The sequence below is a fragment of the Streptomyces sp. NPDC001922 genome (assembly GCF_042891165.1).
GTDB lineage: Bacteria > Actinomycetota > Actinomycetes > Streptomycetales > Streptomycetaceae > Streptomyces.
This window is the reverse complement of the sequence record NZ_JBIASV010000004.1, coordinates 67,521-85,853: the sequence shown is the minus strand read 5'-3', so window position 1 is coordinate 85,853 and position 18,333 is coordinate 67,521. Positions and strand designations below refer to the sequence as shown.

Here is an 18,333-nt window from a genome sequence, read left to right as displayed (position 1 = left end):
ATCTCCTGTGCCGCGGGCGGAGTCGCCCCGTAGGGTGTCCGCAGCAGGGCACCCCTTTCCGCCGCTCCAGGGTCGCAGCGGCACCACTCCCTTCTCCCCGCATGAGGAGCCCCACCGCCATGACCGAGAACGCCGCCACCGCCTACCCAGTCGGACTGCGTCTCGCCGGACGCCGCGTCGTCGTGCTCGGCGCCGGCGAGGTGGCCCAGCGGCGGCTGCCGGGACTGCTCGCCGCGGGAGCGGACGTGCTGCTGGTCTCGCCGTCCGCCACCCCGTCGGTGGAGGCGATGGCCGAGGCCGGTGAGCTGCGCTGGGAGCGGCGGCGCTACCAGGAGGGCGACCTCGCGGAGGCCTGGTACGTGGTGATCACCACCGACGACCCCGAGGCCAACGCGACGGCGTCCGCCGAGGCGGAGGCCCGCCGCATCTGGTGCGTCCGCAGCGACGACGCCGAGGCCGCCACGGCGTGGACCCCGGCCACCGGCCGCAGCGAGGGCGTGACCGTCGCGGTGCTCACCGGCCGCGACCCGCGCCGGTCGGCCGCGGTGCGCGACGCCGTGGTCGAGGGCCTGCGCGACGGCACGCTCGCCGCCCCGCACCACCGGGCGCACAGCTCCGGCGTCGCCCTCGTCGGCGGCGGCCCCGGCGACCCGGACCTGATCACCGTGCGCGGACGGCGGCTGCTCGCCGAGGCGGACGTGGTGATCGCCGACCGGCTGGGCCCGCGGGACCTGCTCGACGAACTCCCGCCGCACGTCGAGGTGATCGACGCGGCGAAGATCCCGTACGGCCGGTTCATGGCCCAGGAGGCCATCAACAACGCGCTCATCGAGCACGCCAAGGCCGGGAAGGCCGTCGTCCGGCTGAAGGGCGGGGACCCGTTCGTCTTCGGCCGTGGCATGGAGGAGGCCGAGGCGTTGGCGGAAGCCGGGATTCCGTGCACCGTCGTGCCGGGCATCTCCAGCTCCATCAGCGTGCCCGCCGCCGCCGGGATCCCGGTCACGCACCGGGGTGTGGCCCACGAGTTCACCGTGGCCAGCGGACACGTCGCCCCGGACGACCCGCGCTCGCTCGTCGACTGGCAGGCCCTCGCCCGGCTGCGGGGCACCCTGGTGCTGCTGATGGCCGTCGAACGCATCGAGTCCATCGCCGCCGCGCTCGTCGAGCACGGCCGGCCGGCGGACACCCCGGTCGCCGTCATCCAGGAGGGCACCACGGCCGCCCAGCGGCGGGTGGACGGCACCCTGGCCGACGTCGCCGCGAAGGTGCGGGCCGAGGGCATCCGGCCGCCGGCCGTCGTGGTCGTGGGCGATGTCGTCGGCGTCGGCCCGGCCGGGCGCGGGTGACCCCCCACCGTTGGCACCGCGGTCGGGACAAGGCAGGATCACCCTGTGGCTGATCTCATCACGGTCGACGACCCGGGCGATCCCCGGCTGCGCGACTACACGGGCCTGACGGACGTCGAACTCCGGCGGAAGCGGGAGCCCGCGGAAGGCCTGTTCATCGCGGAGGGCGAGAAGGTGATCCGGCGCGCACGCCACGCCGGGTACGAGATGCGCTCCATGCTGCTGTCGGCCAAGTGGGTCGACGTGATGCGGGATGTGATCGACGAGGTCCCGGCGCCCGTCTACGCGGTCAGCCCCGAACTCGCCGAACAGGTCACGGGCTACCACGTGCACCGCGGCGCGCTGGCCTCCATGCAGCGCAAGCCGCTGCCCACCGCCGACGAACTGCTGGCCGGGGCCCGCCGGGTCGTCGTGCTGGAATCCGTCAACGACCACACCAACATCGGGGCCATATTCCGCAGCGCCGCCGCACTGGGGATGGACGCGGTGCTCCTCTCCCCGGACTGCGCCGATCCGCTCTACCGGCGGTCGGTCAAGGTCTCGATGGGCGCCGTCTTCTCCGTCCCCTACGCCCGGCTGGAGAACTGGCCGCGCGGCCTGGAGTCGGTGCGCGAAGCCGGGTACTCCCTGCTCGCCCTGACCCCGGACCCGAAGGCCTCCGCCATCGACGAGACCGCTCCGCACCGGCTGGACCGGGTGGCCCTGATGCTGGGCGCGGAGGGCGACGGGCTGTCCACCCAGGCGCTGGTCGCCGCGGACGAATGGGTCCGGATCCCGATGGCCCACGGCGTCGACTCGCTCAATGTGGGCGCCGCGGCGGCCGTCGCGTTCTACGCCGTCGCCACCGGCCGGCCGCGGGACTGAGACGGCTCAGGGACACCCCCGGTGTCCCCTGTCGGCCGGACGCCGTGGTCACCTCGGTGGCGGCGCCCTCCCGGAGGGGACCGCCGAGCCGGGCCGACGGCACGCGTCGGCAGCATCGGCGCCCGTGGCGGCAGGCGCCGCGCAACCGCACCCGGATCAGCGCAGGGTGCTCTGCCCCGGCCGGTCGATCAGCCCCAGGCTCCGCGCCGGACCCTGGCACCCCTGCGCCGCCGCGATGCCCAGCGCCACCAGCAGGGTCACCGTGACGAACACGATGAGCCGCTGCCGCAGCAGCCGCCGGTCCGGGCCGGGACGGCGGCCCGGACCGGTGGGGCGCGCAGGCCTCCGGCCGTTGGGGCGCCTCCCGTTGCGCGGCGGCGGCGTACGCCGCCCGGAGTGCGGTCCCGAGTGCGGCCCGGAGCTCGGCCCGGTCCGTGGCGGCAGGGGGCGCGTGGAGCGGTCACGGGAGGCCTGCCCGACCGCCGGGCGCCGCTCCGCGCGCTGCCGCGGGTAGTCGTCGGCGAGGGCCACCGGCGACCGGTCCGGATCCCGGCCGTGGGCCTCGCGCGTCGCGATCTCCTTGAGCCGCATCGACAGCTGCAGCGTGGTCGGCCGCTCCTCCGGGTTCTTCGCCAGGCACGCCTGGATCAGCGGCGCGAGCGCGTCCGGCACACCGTGCAGCTGCGGCTCCTCGTGCACCACCCGGTAGAGCATCACTTCCGAACTGCCCTGTCCGAACGGCGAATCCGCGGTCGCGCAGTACGCGAGCGTCGCGCCCAGCGCGAAGACATCGGTGGCCGGGGTGACGGCCGCGCCCCGCACCTGCTCCGGGGCGAGGAAGCCGGGGGAGCCGACGGCGGTGCCCACATGGGTGAGCGTGCTGGCTCCGGTCGCCCAGGCGATCCCGAAGTCGATGATGCGGGGGCCCTTGGGGGAGAGCAGGATGTTCGACGGCTTGAGGTCGCGGTGGACAACTCCCGCCTCGTGCACCGCCACCAGCCCCTCGGACAGCGCGGCGCCGATGGACGCGGTCCGGGCGGCGGAGAGCGGACCGTCCTCGCCGACCTTGTCGTGCAGCGACGGGCCCGGTACGTACTGGGTCGCGAACCAGGGCCGGTCGGCGTCCAGGTCGGCCGCCACGAGCCGGGCGGTGCAGCCGCCCCGGATGCGCCGGGCCGCCGACACCTCACGGGCGAACCGCGACCGGAACTCCTGATCCTCCGCCAGGTCCGGCCGGATCACCTTCAGCGCCACCCGCTGACCGCGCCGGTCGGAGCCGAGGTACACCACGCCCATCCCGCCGGCACCCAGCCGCCGGTGCAGCCTGAACGAGCCGACGACACGCGGGTCCTCGCGCCGGAGCCGCATCATCGCCATGTCCGTCCCCTACCTCCGGTGGGGAGGCCCCACCCCTACCTCCGGTGGGGAGGCCCCACCTCTACCTCCGGTGGGGAGGCCCCACTCCGCTGCCCATCCGTCTGACGTGGCACAGCTTACGGATTGACGGCCCGGTGTGCTCATAGGCCGCGCAGGCGTCGTCAGACGGAGTGTCAGTACCGGACGGGAACCCGGAACGACCGGTCGGGACACGGCCCGGCGCGGCCCCGCCAGGAACGCATGGAAGATCAACTTCCTTTTGTGGCACGCCAGTTGAGACGGTGAAGATCCCATGCCGGGCGGCGTCCCGGGGCCCGAGTCCGCCGCCGGAGGGGTGGCGGACGGCTCCACCGACGCGCCTGCGGCAGCCGGGGCGCGCCGCAGCCGGGGGAGGAGGCGCGTGAGCGATGTCACCTCCCGTCCACCCGTCCGGGAGACACCGGGCCCGGCCCTCTACCCGAACGGCCGCCTGATCCCGACAGAGGCGGACGGCTGCCCGCCATCGGGCCCGCATCGCCTCTCGCCCGCCCGGGCGGCCGTCCCGGTACGGTCGGGAGAGGGGCCGGTGCCCGGCCGGGGAGCGCCCGGCGGATAGCACGCCGAACGCCCGGTGCGGTACCCGCACGCACGCCGGATCCGGCCGGGACAACCCCTGCATGCGAGGGCGGATCTCCACCCTGCGGAGTATCCCGGCGGGTTGACTGTCATACTCCGGGATGTCCGGCAATCAGTACGAGGGCATGACGACCTCGAGCCGATGCGGCCCTAACGTTGATCACAAGCGGCGGACGAAGCACTCGTCCCCCGAGGTCAGACGTCCGCCGCCCTACAGACCACAGGAGGCGGGGGCAATGGCGGACATGGCAGGACGGACCATCGGCCGGTCGCGGGGGCTCAAGGCAGTCGCCACCATCGGCGTCCGCAGGTCCGGCACGCGACACCCCCTGGTCGCCGCGGCCATGGTGCTGCCCCTCGCGATGCTCCTGGCAGTGACCTTCGGCGGCTGGGAGGCCGTCGTCACTCAGGCGTCGTCCGTGGCCGGAGCCCTGGGGCGCTGAACGGCGCTCCGTCTTCCCGGGAGAGCGGCCCGGTAAGGCATCCGGTCCACAACCCCGTGGGGACGGGGGTGCGACGGACGGCACGAATGCCCGGACGGCTGGGGAGCCGTCCGGGCATCGCGCTGTCCGGCCTGTGACCAGCGCAAACGGGTCACAGGTGCGGGGCGGGGCAAGACGCCGGAGTCCGGCCTGCCGCCGCGGGACGAGAACGTGGGGGCCCCGGGTTCATCGGCCGTCCGCGCGATCGGCTCGGCGTGGGCTGAGCCGGGGTGGGCCGGCGTTGACGCGATCTACGCACCAAGATCCGTCTCACGGTGCGGGCCGCTGCCCGTCAACTCGAGTGGTCCGAGGCGAAGATGTGGCGCATCGAGACCGGCCAAACGTCCTTGCGAAGTCTGGACGTGAAGGCCATGTGCGCGGCGTACGGGGCATCGACGGACCTCACCGAGGCGCTGATGGGGCTCGCCAAGGAGACGAAATCGAAGGGCTGGTGGCACGCCTGTGGTGATGTGATCCCGGAGCGATTCGACCTGTACATCGGCTTGGAAGAAGCGGCGGCGAGCCTCGCCTCATATGAGAGTGAACTTGTGCCTGGCCTGCTCCAAACCGACGGGTACGCCCGGGATCATCCGCGCTCATGCGGACGAGCAGGACACTGACGAAGAGATCGAGCGAATGGTCCGCCTGCGGATCGAGCGGCAGACGCTGCTCACTCGCCGAACATCGCCACCGTTGTTGCGCTTGGTGCTCAATGAGGCAGTGCTTCTGCGATCGGTGGGAGGGCGGTCGGCCATGGCGGAGCAGTGGGCCCGCGCTGACGTTTTCCACGAGCGGCAGGCGATCGTCTCGGGGGTTGCCGACGGCGAATTCGACGCCTGATGAAGGCGGAATGACGAGGCGTCCCACTGTCGGCAGGGATTCGGTGGCAGGGCGCTTTGCGTCCCCTGCGTGTGGCGAACGCCCACCGGCAGCTGAGACCGACCAGGACCGCCGGTAGCCCGTCCAGCGCGCGCGTCCGGCCCGTACGATGCGCCCCGGGACCACTGGGGGATCTGCACCGTGCATACGGGTCCGCCGGCCACAAGGAGTGGGGACACCATGGGCACGCTGCTGACCGACCGCCTGGCCGCGCTCGGGCGGAGGGTCTCGCCCGACGGGCGGGCGGTCGTGCTCGCGGACCGGCCCGACGGCACCGTCGTCCGTGTCGGACCCGTGGTGTCCAAGGCCCACGCTCCCGACAGCGACCGGGATGACCTCGCCGCCAGGATCGCTGTCGCCCGCCACCCGCTGCTCGCCGGGATCCTCCTGGCGCCCCTCGGCGACGGCCGGCTGCTGGACGCGGACGGCCGCCCGGCCAGCCTGTGGCCGCTCGGTGCGCCCGTGGCGCCGGACGACCCGGACGCAGCGCCCTGGGAGGACGCCGCGGCCCTCCTCGCGCGGCTGCACTCCGTACCGGTGGCCGAACTGCCCGGCCCGGTACCGCCGATGCGCGGCCCGGCGAAGGTGGCCAGGGCCCTGCGCAGGCTGCGCGCGGCCGACGCCCCCGGAACGGCCGCCGCCACCGTGCTGCGGGCCTGGTCCGGACTGCCCCCGTGGGCCCGCGGCGAGGCCGAACCGCCCCGGCCCCGGACAGCCCCGCTTCGGGCCGAGGCCCCACAGCCCCGGCCCGAGGACGCCCGGATCCCAGCCGGTGCCCCACAGCCCCGCCCTCAGGAAGCCCCGCTCCGAGCCGAAGCCGCCCCACCCCGGGCTGCCCCACACCGGACCGGGCTCCTCTGCCACGGTGATCTGCACCTCGGGCAGCTCGTCAGGCACCCCGCGCCGGACGGCCCGTGGCTGCTGATCGACGTCGACGACCTCGGGTTCGGCGACCCCGCCTGGGACCTCGCCCGCCCCGCGGCCTGGTACGCCACCGGACTGCTCGCCCCCGACGTCTGGCAGCGGTTCCTCACCGCCTACCGCGCCGGTGGTGGGCCCGCGGTGCGCCCCGAGGGCGATCCCTGGCCGGAACTCGACCTGCCCGCCCGCGCGCTGACCGTCCAGTCCGCCGCGCTGGCGCTGGTCAGGGCAGCCGCGGAGCACCGTGCCCCGGACGAGGTGGAGCAGGCCCTGGTCGACGCCTGCGCCCGGATCCTCGCACTCCCCGGTGGAGAGTGCGACCGTGCGCCGTAGGGTGAAGTCGCCGTCGCCGGGCAGACGTCCGGCGACGTCCGATGGAGTGGCGAGGAGCTGATCGACGATGCAGTGTCCCAAGTGCCGTGCGCCGATGCACACGTACAACCGCAACGGTGTCCAGATCGAGCAGTGCAGCGGCTGCCGGGGGATATTCCTCGACTACGGCGAGCTGGAGTCGCTGACCCGGCTGGAGTCGCAGTGGGCGCAGCAGGCCCCGCCCCCGCCGGCGCCGCCGCAGGCGTACCCGGCCCCGGCCGCTCCGGCATGGGGCGCTCCGCACCACGGGCATCACGGCCACCACGGGCACCATGGTCATCACGGCCACAAGAGCTTCGGCCGGATGCTTTTCTCCTCCTGAGCACTGCGTCCCGGCGGGCCCGATGCATCCGGGATGCGCCCGGGACAGCCCGATGCATCCCGGATGCAGCGCGGCGGGGATGACAAAACAGCCGAGGGCCGGAGCTCGAAGCTCCGGCCCTCGGCCTCTGTGCGTGATGCGTGGACGATACTGGGATTGAACCAGTGACCTCTTCCGTGTCAGGGAAGCGCTCTCCCGCTGAGCTAATCGTCCTCGGTACTGCAGGTACTGCGTGCGCGATACTGGGATTGAACCAGTGACCTCTTCCGTGTCAGGGAAGCGCTCTCCCGCTGAGCTAATCGCGCGGGTGGGTGCGGCATCGAACGATACCGCGGGTGGTGCAGGCGGCCCTTACGGGCCCAGTGGACGATACTGGGATTGAACCAGTGACCTCTTCCGTGTCAGGGAAGCGCTCTCCCGCTGAGCTAATCGTCCGAGGTGGAGACGGGATTTGAACCCGTGTAGACGGCTTTGCAGGCCGTTGCCTCGCCTCTCGGCCACTCCACCAGCGTGGGGGTCCAAGAACCCCCATCGAGCGGACGACGAGATTCGAACTCGCGACCCTCACCTTGGCAAGGTGATGCTCTACCAACTGAGCCACGTCCGCAGATGCCTCCCCCGGAACGAGTCCGGGAGGTGCTGTCCCCGGTGCGCTTCCGCGTCCCGGCGACGTGTTGAACTCTAGCGGATTCCTGGGCCAGCTCAAATTCCGTTTCCCCAGCGTGCTGCGCTGCTCTCCACCCGGACCGCGCAACGGACCGCGCCCGGGGCACGCCGGGGGCGCCCGCCATAGACTCGCAGCCGTGTACGACCTCGCACCTCTGGCTCGCTTCGGCCCTCTCGTCGCCACTGATCTGCGCGACGTCACCAGCGACCCCGCAGCCCTGGACTCGGCCGGTTTCTGGGCGGTGACCGCGGACTTCGAGGGCCGGCTGGTCTGCGCCCGGTTCGCGGACGTACGCCGTGAACCGGTACCCGACGCGGTGCCCGGGGCCTGGCGCGGTCCGGCGCCCGGCGACTGGACGTCCTCCCTGGACCGCGCCGCGTACCGGGCCGGGGTCCACCGGATACGGGAGTGCATAGCGGCCGGCGAGGTCTACCAGGCGAACCTCTGCCGGGTGCTGTCCGCGCCGCTGCCCGATCCGGCGGGGGCCGATGTCGACGCGCTGACCGCGCTGCTGGCCCGGGGCAACCCGGCGCCCTACGCGGGCACGGTCCGGCTGCCCGCGCACGGCGTGGAGGTCGCCACCGCCTCGCCCGAGCTGTTCCTGCGCCGCTCCGGCCGGACCGTGGAGTCCGGGCCCATCAAGGGCACCGCGCGGAGCGCCGAGGAACTGCTGGAGAAGGACCGCGCCGAGAACGTGATGATCGTGGACCTGGTCCGCAACGACCTCGGCCGCGTCTGCGCCACCGGCACGGTGACCGTCCCGGCACTCTGCGCCGTCGAGGAACACCCCGGCCTGGTGCACCTGGTCTCCACCGTCCGGGGCGAGCTGGCCGAGGGCGCGGGCTGGCCGGAGCTGCTGGCGGCCGCCTTTCCGCCCGGCTCGGTCACCGGAGCCCCCAAGAGCAGCGCGCTGCGGATCATCGACGCGCTGGAGAACGTGCCGCGCGGCCCGTACTGCGGCGGCATCGGCTGGGTGGACGCCGACCGCGGCACCGCCGAGCTGGCCGTGGGCATCCGGACGTTCTGGGTGGACCGCGAGGCCCCCGGCGGCCCACTGCTGCGGTTCGGTGCCGGAGCCGGGATCACCTGGGGCTCCGACCCGGAGAGAGAGTGGGAGGAGACCGAACTGAAGGCCGCCCGGCTGCTCGCGGTAGCGTCGGGGGCTTACCGTGAAACGGGAGGAATCGTACGGTGAAGATCTGGCTCGACGGAATGCTGCAGGACGCCGGTTCGGCGCGGGTCTCCGTTTTCGACCACGGCCTGACCGTCGGGGACGGCGTCTTCGAGACGATCAAGGCGGTCGAGGGCCGCCCCTTCGCGCTCACCCGCCACCTCGACCGGCTGGCCCGCTCCGCGCACGGCCTCGGGCTCCCCGAGCCCGACCGGGACGAGGTGCGCCGGGGCTGCGAGGCGGTGCTGGCGGCCAACCCGATGGCGCTCGGCCGGCTGCGGATCACCTACACCGGCGGGCTGTCGCCGCTCGGCTCGGACCGGGGAACCGGCGGACCGACGCTGGTCGTCGCGCTGGGGGAGACGACCCGCCGGCCCGACACCACCGCGGTCGTGACGGTGCCCTGGACCCGCAACGAGCGCGGCGCGCTGACCGGCCTGAAGACCACCTCGTACGGAGAGAACGTGGTGGCCCTGGCCCGCGCCCGGGAGCACGGCGCCTCCGAGGCGCTGCTGCCCAACACGGCGGGCCGGCTCTGCGAGGGCACCGGCGCCAATGTCTTCGTCGTGCTCGACGGCGAGCTGTACACCCCGCCGCTGTCCGCCGGCCCGCTCGCGGGCATCACCCGGGCACTCGTCGTGGACTGGGCGGGCGCCACCGAGAAGGACCTGCCGCAGGACGTGCTGGAACGGGCCGACGAGGTCTTCCTGACGTCCTCGCTCCGCGATGTCCAGGCCGTGCACCGGGTGGACGACCGCGAACTGCCCGGCGCGCCGGGGCCGGTGACGGCCAAGGCCATGCGGATCTTCGACGAGCGGTCGGCCGCGGACTTCGACCCGCGCTGACGCGCCGCCCGCGCCGGTCCCGGTCCGCGCCCGCCTGCCGCTTCGGGGAAATCGGATGACGGCGCGGCGCCGAGCCGGTACAACCCACGCATGACCACCACTCTGCGGCCCACGGGGCCGGAACAGCACGGTCCGGACGGCCTGCGGGCCCGCGGCTACGAGGTGTGCGTCAACGGGCGTCCCGTCGGCACGGTCCGCCTCTCCACCGACGAGCGCTTCGGTCCGTCCGTCGGACGGATCCGGGAGCTGCGGGTCGACGAGCCGGACTGGCGGCGCGGCCGGGCCACCGTCGCCGCGCTCGCCGCCGAGGAGGTGCTGCGCGGCTGGGGCTGCCGCCGGGCCGAGGTGAGCGTTCCCGCCGACGCCGGAGCCGCCGTCGCGCTGGCCGCCGCCCTGGGCTACACCGAGCGCAACCGCGGCATGGTGAAGCAGCTGCCCGAGCAGCCGCCGTCGCTCCCCGACGGGAGCGCGGCCCGGCCGATGTCCGCCGCGGAGTACCCGGCCTGGCGGGAGGCCGGGAAGCGCGGCTACGCGGAGGAGTGGATCGCGCGGGGCGTTCCCGCGGAGCAGGCGTGGGCCAAGTCCGAGGCGGACGAGACCGCCCTGCTCCCGGACGGCCTGGACACCGCCGGCGCGGTCGTCCGCGTCCTGTCCCACCGCGGCACCGATGTGGGCACCCTCTGGATCTCGCTCGGCGAGCGCCTGCCCGACGGCACGGATGCCTTCGTCTTCGACGTCGAGGTCGCCGCCGAGCACCGCGGGCAGGGGCACGGGCGTTCCCTGATGCTGCTGGCCGAGCGGGAGTGCCGGGCCGCGGGGGCCGCCCGGCTGGGGCTCAACGTCTTCGTGGACAACACCCCCGCGCTCCGGCTCTACGAGTCCCTCGGCTACGCGCCGACCGGCCATCACCTGACCAAGACGCTGCTCTGAACCCGGCCGTCGGCGCAGCGCGGCGGCCCGGTGGCCCGGCCTGCCCGGTCAGTCCTGCCGGCCCGGTCAGCCCTGCCGGGCCAGCAGCCGGTCGGCGATCTCCGCGATCCGCTCCCGCAGGCCGTCCTGGCTCTTCCCGCCGTCCAGCCGCTCACCGTCGATCACATATGTCGGAGTGCCGGTGACGCCGATCGCCTTGCCCTCCGCCTGGTCGGCGTCCACGATCAGCATGTGGCGGCCGTCGATCAGGGCGGTGTCCATCTCCTCGGCGTCCAGGCCGAGTTCGCCGGCGATCTCGACGAGCAGCGGCTCGCCCCGCCGCGCCAGCTCCTCCGTGCGCTCCAGCACGGCCTCGATGTACGCCCAGCCGCTGCCCTGGTCGGCGGCCTCCTCGGCCGCCTGCGCGGCGGCGTAGGCGTGCTTGTGCCGCTCCAGCGGGAAGTGCCGCAGCCGCACCTCCAGGGCGTCGCCGTAGCGGGCGCGGAGGGCCCTCAGGTCCTCCAGGGCGGTGCGGCAGTCGGGGCACTGCAGCTCGCACCAGATGTCGAGGGTCGCGCGGGCGGGGGTGGTGAGGCTCATGACGCCAGTCTCCCAGCCGCGACGGACCCCCCGGACCCGGGTCACCGGGCCCTGCCCGCCGCCGCGCCCTCGGGGCGCCGCGGGTCGGGCGAGGGCGGGGACGGGCCCGGAACCGGCGCGGCACCCGCACCAGGACCGGGAACCGGGCGCCCCCGGCCCGCGGCCTGAGGGGCAGGCGTCCCCCGGAAGCCGGACGGCACCCCTGAGATCTCCCGGAGACCGGCCCCGGGGCATGGCACGGGCCTCGGCAGGCGGTGCACGATGGAGGGAGGCGGGGTGCCGTGCCACGGGGAGGAGTGGACATGATCGTCACGTCCGGCGGGAGCGCGCGATGCTGACCACGACCGTGTGTGTGGCGCTGTCCGCGGCGGGTCTCGCCGTCGCGATCCTCACCGCGTACCGCCGCCGGTTCCTCCGCGCGACGCGGATCGCCGCCTTCGCGCTGATCCCGGTGGGCCTGGCCATGGCCGGGCTGGCGGATCTGCTGGCCGACATCGGCACCGCCATCGGCGACTGGGCCGCGGGCCTGGTCTTCAAGCCCCAGGTGTGGGCGGGCTTCGCGGTCCTGGCCCTGTCGGCCGTGCTCTTCGTGACCGTCCGCGTCGTCGGCCGGCGCCGCAAGGGTTCCGCGGAGCCCGACGCCGTCGCGCGCCCCCGGTCCGCCGGAGCGGTCGAACCCGCCCCGTCACCGGGCTCCGGGCGCCCCGCGGCACGCTCCGGCGGCAAGGCCGCGCCGAAGAAGGGCGAGGACGACTTCGCCGATATCGAAGCCATCCTCAAAAAGCACGGCATTTGACGAACTCCCCACCCGTACGAGCGTGTTGGCGCTCACGGGGTCGGGCGGCTGCGCCATCATCTGCGCGAGATGAACGACGACCTCGCCTCCGCGGGCACCGACCCGCTGGCCCCGCCCGCCGGGAGCCCCGCCGCCGAGACACGCGGCTGCCTCTTCGCCCTCTCCCAGCCGCCCCTGATGCTGTTCCTGGCAGTGATCGGCACGCTGCTGCTGTTCGGGGCGCTCTACGACCTCAACTGACCCGGGTCATTCCCCGGCCTCCCGGCGCCGCGCCCGGTAGGCGGCGACATGCAGCCGGTTGCCGCAGGTGCGGCTGTCGCAGTAGCGGCGGGACCGGTTCCGCGACAGGTCCACGAACGCGCGCCGGCAGTCCGGCGCCTCGCAGCGCCGCAGCCGTTCCCGCTCGCCGTCGACCACCAGGAAGGCCAGCGCCATGCCGCCGTCCGCCGCGAGGTGCTCGGCCAGGGAGGCCCCGGGAGCGAAGTAGTGCACATGCCAGTCGTAGCCGTCGTGGTCGGTGAGCCGGGGCGTGGTGCCCGCAGCGGCGACCATCGCGTTCAGCAGCTTCACCGTGCCGTGGGTGTCGGTGGCCGCGAAGACCTCGGCGAGGCGCGCGCGGACCTCGCGCACGGCCGCCAGATCCTCTTCCCCGAGGGCGCCCGCGTCGCTGATGTCGTGCTCGTCGACGAACCGGCGCAGCGCGGCGGTGTCGGCGAGGGTGTCGGGCCCGCCGTCCTCCGGCGCGGTGTTCACCAGGTCGACGACGGCGTCCAGGGCGCACCGGGTGTCGTGGTTGATCAGCACGGTTCGCTCCCTGGCCGGTGGTCGGGCGGCTGGGTCGGCGGCCCCGGACATCGGCCGACCCTATCGCCCGCAGCGCACCGGCGCCTTCGCCGCGGTGTGCCGCGCGGCGAAGGCGCCGGTGTCTGCGCCCTGCGGTGTTCCGGGCCCGTGCCGTCGCCCCGAGTCGGACGGCTACGAGCGGTGAGCGTGTCGGGTGGTGGTTCCCTGCGTCACCTTTCGGACGGAGGCCGGCTCAGCTTTCGGCCAGGATGTGGGAGAGCTCGGTGTCGAGATCGAAGTGACGGTGTTCGGTGCCCGGTGGCACCGCTGCGTCCGTCCGCTTGAGGAACGATTCCAGGGCCCGCGCCGGGGCCTCGAGCAAGGCTTCGCCCTCCGGGGAGCTCAGGGCGATGCACACCACGCCCTGGCCGTGACTGCGGGACGGCCACACCCGGACGTCGCCGGTACCGGTGGGCCGGTGCAGGCCCTCGGCAAGGAGGTCGCGGGCGAACACCCACTCGACGGTCTCCTCGGCTCCGGTGTGGAAGGTGGCGTGCACGGCGTAGGGATCGGCCGTGTCATACCGCAGGCCCGCCGGAACGGGCAGGGAGGATTCGCTCGACACAACGAGGCGCAGGTGCAGCTCGCAGCTGACCGTGGTGTTCATAAGCGCCAAGGCCTTTCGCTCAGTGTGCGCTCGGGGATTCGCACGTCGGCGAAATCGACATGCCACCTACGGTGTCGTTGTAAACCCCTCTGACCGTTTTGAGACCGTTCAGGTACCCCGTACGGCGGAGTCGCGTGTCATCCTCAGCGCCCATTCCGGTGACGCTTTCCGGTCGGGTAAGTTGGGCCGCATGAATGCGGAGAGTGACGAGCGACGGAAGGTCGCCGGCCCGGCGGACGCCGGCGCTGCGGGGGACGGTACGCAGGGGGACGTCGAGAAGGTGGACGGCGCGCACGAGGAGCCGGCGCTCGGCTCGCGGGCGCCGCAGTTCATCAAGGCCTCCAAGCCGCTGCATCTGAGCTGGCAGGTGGGTGTTTTCCTGGTCGGCCTCGCGGTGGTCGCGGGCGGCGTGATCATGCTGCCGCTGCCCGGCCCGGGCTGGCTGGTGATCTTCGGCGGCATGGCGATCTGGGCGACGGAGTTCGTCTGGGCCCAGCTCGTGCTGCGCTGGACGAAACGGAAAGTGACCGAGGCGGCGCACAAGGCGCTCGATCCGCGGGTGCGGCGGCGCAATATGGCACTCACTGCCATCGGTCTGGCGATCATTGCGGCCGGCGTGGCGATCTACGTCTCGAAATTCGGTTTCGAGATGCCGTGGAAGGTCGGCCAGTGAGTGCCGGCTGACCTCGGGGTGGTCAGGAGCATCCGTTGACATGCGGTAATGTTTCCTCTGCGCCCGGGCGATTAGCTCAGCGGGAGAGCGCTTCGTTCACACCGAAGAGGTCACTGGTTCGAACCCAGTATCGCCCACCACCGGCCGAGGGTCCGGAGGCTTCAAGCCTCCGGACCCTCGGTCTTTTCGCTGCCGGGGCGCCCCCGGGCGGGCCGTCGGCTCCACCCGGACGGCGCAGCCCGGCCGGCCCGGTCAGCGCATCCGCCCCAGGGTGTCCCGCACCCGCCGGGCGTCCCGCAGCCGCTGCTCGTACGTCGCGCCGACGGCGAGCAGCAGCAGGCCCGCGACCGCGGGCGGCAGCCAGCGGGGGAGCGCGTCGACCACCTGGACGATGTACGGGGCGAGCTCGTGCAGCGCGACCAGGCCCAGCACCGTCCCGCCGAGCAGCAGCGGAGCCCGGAGCCGCCACCGTGCGCCGGCGAGGGTGACGCCCAGCGCGGCCGGCCCCAGCAGCAGCGGACGCAGCCAGTGCGGGTCGCTCCAGGCGGCGGCGAGGCTCGGCAGCAGCGTCGCCGCCAGCCCGGGGCCGTACGCCGCCCAGGAGGGCACCGACGGGTCCCGGCGGCGCCGCAGGAGCCCCAGGGCGAGCGCGGGGACGGTGACCGGGAGCGTGTACGCCTCCGGGGTCGCGACGCCGTACGCCGCCAGCCGCACCCACGTCGCGCACACCAGCAGCGCGGCGGCCGCGTGGGCGGCGGCGCGGCGGTCCGGCCGCAGCGCGGTCCCGGCGGCCAGCAGGCCGGCCAGCGCGAGGACCGAGGCGAGGGCCGGCGCGTCACCCACCGCGAGACCGACGGCCAGGAGCGCGGTGCCGTAGGCCGCGCACTCCACGGGCAGCCCCGCCGGGAGGGCGCGCAGCCGCGCCGCGACGGACGCGGCCACGCCCGCCACCCCCAGCACGGCGAACGCCGTCCGAGGGGCCGGCAGCCCCGTCGCGGCGCCCAGGGCGACGGCGAGCCCCGCCGCGCACACCACCGCGGCGGTCGCCGTCACCGGCTGCCGCGGCCGCCCCGGCGGTGCCGCGGCGGCCGTGAGGGCCACCAGCAGCGCGCCGAGCAGGCCGAGCGTCACCGACTCGTCAGCCAGGCCCCAGCCCACGGCGATCAGGGCGGTGACGACCGCGCAGACCAGTGCGGCCGGCGCGGAGGTGGCGCAGCCGAGCGTCGCCGAGGCGATCAGCAGCACCGCGGCCTGGGCCACGAGCAGCGCCACCGCGACCGGATAGGGCAGGTCGAGGGCGACCGGCAGGACCGTCCCCGCCGCACCGAGCAGCGCCACCGCCGCGCCGGACAACGCCGCCCGCCGGGGCTCCGCCGGCACCGCGCGGCGCACTCCGAGGGCCACGGCCGCGACCGCCGCGAGCACGGCCGGGACGGCGAGCGTGGCCGCCCACGGGGATCCGCTGCCGAGCGCCGCCCGGGCCCCCTCCGGCGCGCCCGCCCACACCCGGTCGAGCCCGCCCAGCGGCCCGAGGGCGACAGCGGCCACCACGGGCAGCGTCCAGAGCACCGCCGCCGCGTGCACCGCGGCGGCGGTACCGGCGAGCCCCACCGCCACCGCTCGCTGCCGCAGCAGTGCGCGGGCCGCCGGCAGCAGCAGGGCCGCGGTGAGCACAGGGCCCAGGACCGCCCACTGCCCCGGCAGCACGAACCGCAGCACCCCGCCGGTGGCCACCACCGTGCACAGGCCGCCCGCCGCCGCCGGGCACACCGCTGCACGGGACCCGGCACCGGAGGACGGGCGCCGCCAGGCCGCGCCCAGGCCCAGGGCCGCACCCACCAGCAGCAGCCCGGCGGCCCGCACCGCCGTACCGGCCGTGGGGGCGGTGACCGACAGGGCGCCGGCCAGGAGCGCGCCCACGCCGCCCGTCACCGCGCCGGACACGGCCGCCACCGGCCGCACCCCGGGGGCGTGGAAGCGCCGCGCGAGCACCAGGTCGAGGGCCGCCGTGCCCAGCAGGGCGGCACCGAGGCCGAACGGACCGGCCTCCGCCACCGCCCACAGCGGCAGCGGCAGCTGGGCCAGCGCGACCGCGACCGGTGACGGCAGCCGGAGCCCGGTGGCGGGGCCGGGCGCGGGATTGCCGAGCCACCGGCCGTAGGCCGCCCAGCCCGCCGCCAGCACCCCGCTCACCACGGCCGTGTAGCCGGTCCCGTCGGTTCCCGGCAGCGCCACCCGGTGGAGCGCGTACGCGTCCAGGGCCAGCAGTACCAGTGCCAGGCAGGCGACCGACTCCGCGGTCGAGGTGAGGGACCGGCGCAGCAGCAGCGCCGGTGCGGCCAGCGCCGCCAGTGTCAGGGCGGCCAGGACCGCCGACCGGCCGCCGATGCCCAAGTGTCCCCAGCTGACGACCGTGAAGGCGGTCACCGCGATGGCGAGCAGCACACCTCCCAGCCCCAGCAGCAGGTTCTGCACCGTGGGCGGCTGCGTCTCGCCGCGCGTACGGGCCGGGGCGGCGGCCGGAACGCCCCAGGCCGGAACCGGGCCCATCCGGTGCAGCCGCTCCAGCAGTTGGCCGCGGAGCGCGAGCAGCCGGGAGCGTTCCCCCTCCACCCGGGCCAGGGCGAGGTCGAGTTGGCGCAGTTCGTTCTCCAGGCCCGCTCGCTCGGACTCCGCCGGGCCGACGGGCGCGGGCGGGCTCCCCTGCGGGTCCGGGGCGGCAGCGGGTGACGGGTTGTCCATGACAGGCGAGTGTGGTGCCGCGGCCGCGGCCGGGACATGGGTATCCGTACTCACCCCGGCTGAGTACCGCGCCGCACCGGCGGCCGATTCAGTGGAGGAGGGGCGTCCGATTCGTACTCCCGCGCGTGCCGGAGCGCCGGGAGGCAGAGGACCGCCCCGGCCTGCACCGCTGCCCGCGGATGCCGTTTGAACGAACTCTCCCGAGCACTGTATTGTTCAGGCCGTGCCGGAGCGCAGCTCACGGCACGAGGGGCGATTAGCTCAGTGGGAGAGCGCTTCGTTCACACCGAAGAGGTCACTGGTTCGAACCCAGTATCGCCCACCCTCAGCAGGCCGGGACGCCAACAGGCGGCCCGGCCTTCGCCGTTGACGCGCTCGTGCGTCTGCCGTGGTTCCCGGGCCGGGGCCCCGGGGCCCGGAAATGTCTGGTTGATTCGGTTCGACGGGAGATGTGCCGAAGGCCCGTCGAACCATGGGCTGCTCATGCTCCGCACGCCGGACGGGTGGCCGAACGGTCGAGTGCGGGCCCCCGGCGGGCGCGGCGGCTCAGGCGGCGGCGGGCATCGCGGGGCGCAGCGGCCACGCCGGGTCCACCGCCTCGGGTGTGCCGTTGTGCGCGAACCACTCCTGCAGACCCCGTGCCTGCGCCGCGTGCCACACGGCCTGCCGGGCGTGCATCTCGGCCGCGCTCAGCCGTTCCAGCCGTGCGGCGAAGCGGCGCCCCACCGTCCGTACGACCTCCAGCGCAGCCACGGCGTCGGCCGCCGCGTCATGGGCACCGGTCAGGGTCACGCCGTACTGCTCGCACAGGTCGGTGAGCGTCCGGCGGCCCTTGCGGTAGCGGTCCAGGTGCTTGTCGAGCACCCGCGGGTCCAGGACGCACAGCGAGGCACCCCCCAGGTAGCCGGCCAGCGACGAGGCGCGGTGCCGCTTCAACTCCCGGTCCAGCAGGGTCAGATCGAAGGGGGCGTTCATCACCACCAGCGGTGTCCCGGCCGCGCACTGGGTCGCCAGGGCGCGCGCCACCTCCTCCATCACCGGCGCCGGCCACCGGCCGTGCCGCTGGAGATGGTCGTCGGTCAGCCCGTGCACCGCGGTGGCCCCCTCGGGCACCGGCACGCCCGGATTGACGAGCCAACGGGTCACCAGCGGCATGGAGCCGGGCGCGCTCTGCAGCACCAGCGCCGCGGAGACGATCCGGTCCTGCTCGACGTCGACCCCGGTGGTCTCGGTGTCGAACGCGGCGAGTGGTCCGTCGAACCAGCACGGCATGTCACAACTCCTCTCGCGAACCCGGCCGAT

19 protein-coding genes and 7 tRNA genes are annotated in these 18,333 nt (G+C 74.4%); 15 read left to right on the top strand and 11 right to left on the bottom strand.

The annotated features are described in order from the left end of the window. Positions 1-119 precede the first annotated feature (119 nt). Both cobA and ACFYYR_RS08165 read left to right on the top strand, forming a co-directional pair. On the top strand, positions 120-1,346 hold the full coding sequence (cobA, locus tag ACFYYR_RS08170) for a uroporphyrinogen-III C-methyltransferase (RefSeq protein ID WP_388848358.1): 1,227 nt from the start codon (positions 120-122) through the stop codon (positions 1,344-1,346). Positions 1,347-1,391: 45 nt separating this feature from the next. After that, positions 1,392-2,210 carry a TrmH family RNA methyltransferase gene (locus tag ACFYYR_RS08165; protein ID WP_388848355.1) on the top strand — a complete coding sequence of 273 codons (819 nt, stop codon included), beginning with the start codon at positions 1,392-1,394 and terminating at the stop codon, positions 2,208-2,210. 156 nt (positions 2,211-2,366) lie between these two features. Here the strand turns inward: ACFYYR_RS08165 and ACFYYR_RS08160 are convergent, their stop codons facing one another. Beyond that, a complete protein-coding gene (locus ACFYYR_RS08160; RefSeq protein ID WP_388848352.1) occupies positions 2,367-3,587 on the bottom strand; it encodes a serine/threonine-protein kinase in 1,221 nt (406 codons plus the stop codon). 851 nt (positions 3,588-4,438) lie between these two features. Between ACFYYR_RS08160 and ACFYYR_RS08155 the strand changes: the two genes are divergently transcribed. The 5 genes from ACFYYR_RS08155 (at position 4,439) to ACFYYR_RS08135 (ending at position 7,178) form a co-directional block, all read left to right on the top strand. Continuing rightward, on the top strand, positions 4,439-4,645 hold the full coding sequence (locus ACFYYR_RS08155) for a hypothetical protein (protein WP_388848349.1): 207 nt from the start codon (positions 4,439-4,441) through the stop codon (positions 4,643-4,645). Between the two features lie 314 nt (positions 4,646-4,959). After that, complete coding sequence (locus ACFYYR_RS08150) at positions 4,960-5,304, top strand: Scr1 family TA system antitoxin-like transcriptional regulator (RefSeq protein WP_388848346.1); 345 nt, start codon at positions 4,960-4,962, stop codon at positions 5,302-5,304. Beyond that, complete coding sequence (locus tag ACFYYR_RS08145; RefSeq protein WP_388848343.1) at positions 5,219-5,524, top strand: Scr1 family TA system antitoxin-like transcriptional regulator; 306 nt, start codon at positions 5,219-5,221, stop codon at positions 5,522-5,524. The genes ACFYYR_RS08150 and ACFYYR_RS08145 overlap by 86 nt, the downstream gene beginning before the upstream one ends. A 219-nt stretch (positions 5,525-5,743) precedes the next feature. Continuing rightward, positions 5,744-6,817 carry a phosphotransferase family protein gene (locus tag ACFYYR_RS08140; RefSeq protein WP_388848340.1) on the top strand — a complete coding sequence of 358 codons (1,074 nt, stop codon included), beginning with the start codon at positions 5,744-5,746 and terminating at the stop codon, positions 6,815-6,817. 67 nt (positions 6,818-6,884) lie between these two features. Continuing rightward, positions 6,885-7,178, top strand: coding sequence for a zf-TFIIB domain-containing protein (locus ACFYYR_RS08135; protein ID WP_351509277.1), 294 nt, complete (start codon positions 6,885-6,887; stop codon positions 7,176-7,178). Positions 7,179-7,319: 141 nt separating this feature from the next. On the opposite strand, the gene ACFYYR_RS08130 is transcribed toward ACFYYR_RS08135, so the two are convergent. The 5 genes from ACFYYR_RS08130 to ACFYYR_RS08110 form a co-directional block, all read right to left on the bottom strand. After that, positions 7,320-7,391: transfer RNA gene (locus tag ACFYYR_RS08130), tRNA-Val, on the bottom strand. A 20-nt stretch (positions 7,392-7,411) separates the two neighbouring features. Next, positions 7,412-7,483, bottom strand: a tRNA-Val gene (locus ACFYYR_RS08125). Between the two features lie 58 nt (positions 7,484-7,541). Beyond that, positions 7,542-7,613 (bottom strand) — tRNA-Val (locus ACFYYR_RS08120). A gap of 1 nt (position 7,614) precedes the next feature. Beyond that, a tRNA-Cys gene (locus ACFYYR_RS08115) sits at positions 7,615-7,685 on the bottom strand. A 27-nt stretch (positions 7,686-7,712) separates the two neighbouring features. Next, positions 7,713-7,785 (bottom strand) — tRNA-Gly (locus tag ACFYYR_RS08110). Between the two features lie 196 nt (positions 7,786-7,981). On the opposite strand from ACFYYR_RS08110, the gene ACFYYR_RS08105 reads away from it, so the two are divergent. From ACFYYR_RS08105 to ACFYYR_RS08095, 3 genes are all read left to right on the top strand, one after another. Further along, on the top strand, positions 7,982-9,040 hold the full coding sequence (locus ACFYYR_RS08105; RefSeq protein ID WP_388848337.1) for a chorismate-binding protein: 1,059 nt from the start codon (positions 7,982-7,984) through the stop codon (positions 9,038-9,040). Then, a complete protein-coding gene (locus tag ACFYYR_RS08100) occupies positions 9,037-9,861 on the top strand; it encodes an aminotransferase class IV (protein WP_388848334.1) in 825 nt (274 codons plus the stop codon). Before ACFYYR_RS08105 ends, ACFYYR_RS08100 begins: the two co-directional genes overlap by 4 nt. Before the next feature lie 90 nt (positions 9,862-9,951). Continuing rightward, the gene (locus ACFYYR_RS08095; RefSeq protein ID WP_388848331.1) at positions 9,952-10,791 is read left to right on the top strand and encodes a GNAT family N-acetyltransferase; all 840 of its coding nucleotides are present in this window, start codon (positions 9,952-9,954) and stop codon (positions 10,789-10,791) included. Positions 10,792-10,857: 66 nt separating this feature from the next. Here ACFYYR_RS08095 and ACFYYR_RS08090 read toward each other — a convergent pair whose 3' ends face one another. After that, complete coding sequence (locus ACFYYR_RS08090) at positions 10,858-11,370, bottom strand: DsbA family protein (RefSeq protein ID WP_388848328.1); 513 nt, start codon at positions 11,368-11,370, stop codon at positions 10,858-10,860. A 331-nt stretch (positions 11,371-11,701) separates the two neighbouring features. Here ACFYYR_RS08090 and ACFYYR_RS08085 point away from each other — a divergent pair, with 331 nt between their 5' ends. Further along, positions 11,702-12,166, top strand: coding sequence for a hypothetical protein (locus ACFYYR_RS08085; RefSeq protein ID WP_388848325.1), 465 nt, complete (start codon positions 11,702-11,704; stop codon positions 12,164-12,166). Positions 12,167-12,235: 69 nt separating this feature from the next. Beyond that, positions 12,236-12,406 carry a hypothetical protein gene (locus tag ACFYYR_RS08080; RefSeq protein ID WP_388848322.1) on the top strand — a complete coding sequence of 57 codons (171 nt, stop codon included), beginning with the start codon at positions 12,236-12,238 and terminating at the stop codon, positions 12,404-12,406. A 6-nt stretch (positions 12,407-12,412) separates the two neighbouring features. Here the strand turns inward: ACFYYR_RS08080 and ACFYYR_RS08075 are convergent, their stop codons facing one another. Together ACFYYR_RS08075 and ACFYYR_RS08070 are read right to left on the bottom strand one after the other, a co-directional pair. Continuing rightward, positions 12,413-12,970, bottom strand: a complete 558-nt coding sequence (locus tag ACFYYR_RS08075; protein ID WP_388848319.1) for a CGNR zinc finger domain-containing protein — start codon at positions 12,968-12,970, stop codon at positions 12,413-12,415. Between the two features lie 232 nt (positions 12,971-13,202). Next, the gene (locus ACFYYR_RS08070) at positions 13,203-13,616 is read right to left on the bottom strand and encodes an SsgA family sporulation/cell division regulator (RefSeq protein WP_003959770.1); all 414 of its coding nucleotides are present in this window, start codon (positions 13,614-13,616) and stop codon (positions 13,203-13,205) included. A 190-nt stretch (positions 13,617-13,806) separates the two neighbouring features. Here ACFYYR_RS08070 and ACFYYR_RS08065 point away from each other — a divergent pair, with 190 nt between their 5' ends. Beyond that, on the top strand, positions 13,807-14,289 hold the full coding sequence (locus tag ACFYYR_RS08065) for a TIGR02611 family protein (protein WP_388848316.1): 483 nt from the start codon (positions 13,807-13,809) through the stop codon (positions 14,287-14,289). 65 nt (positions 14,290-14,354) lie between these two features. Beyond that, positions 14,355-14,429 (top strand) — tRNA-Val (locus ACFYYR_RS08060). Between the two features lie 112 nt (positions 14,430-14,541). On the opposite strand, the gene ACFYYR_RS08055 is transcribed toward ACFYYR_RS08060, so the two are convergent. After that, complete coding sequence (locus ACFYYR_RS08055; RefSeq protein WP_388848313.1) at positions 14,542-17,031, bottom strand: SCO7613 C-terminal domain-containing membrane protein; 2,490 nt, start codon at positions 17,029-17,031, stop codon at positions 14,542-14,544. Between the two features lie 250 nt (positions 17,032-17,281). Between ACFYYR_RS08055 and ACFYYR_RS08050 the strand changes: the two genes are divergently transcribed. Next, a tRNA-Val gene (locus ACFYYR_RS08050) sits at positions 17,282-17,353 on the top strand. Positions 17,354-17,577: 224 nt separating this feature from the next. Here ACFYYR_RS08050 and ACFYYR_RS08045 read toward each other — a convergent pair. Next, positions 17,578-18,303: a 3'-5' exonuclease gene (locus tag ACFYYR_RS08045; RefSeq protein WP_388848310.1), complete on the bottom strand. Its 726-nt coding sequence runs from the start codon at positions 18,301-18,303 to the stop codon at positions 17,578-17,580. Positions 18,304-18,333: the final 30 nt, after the last annotated feature.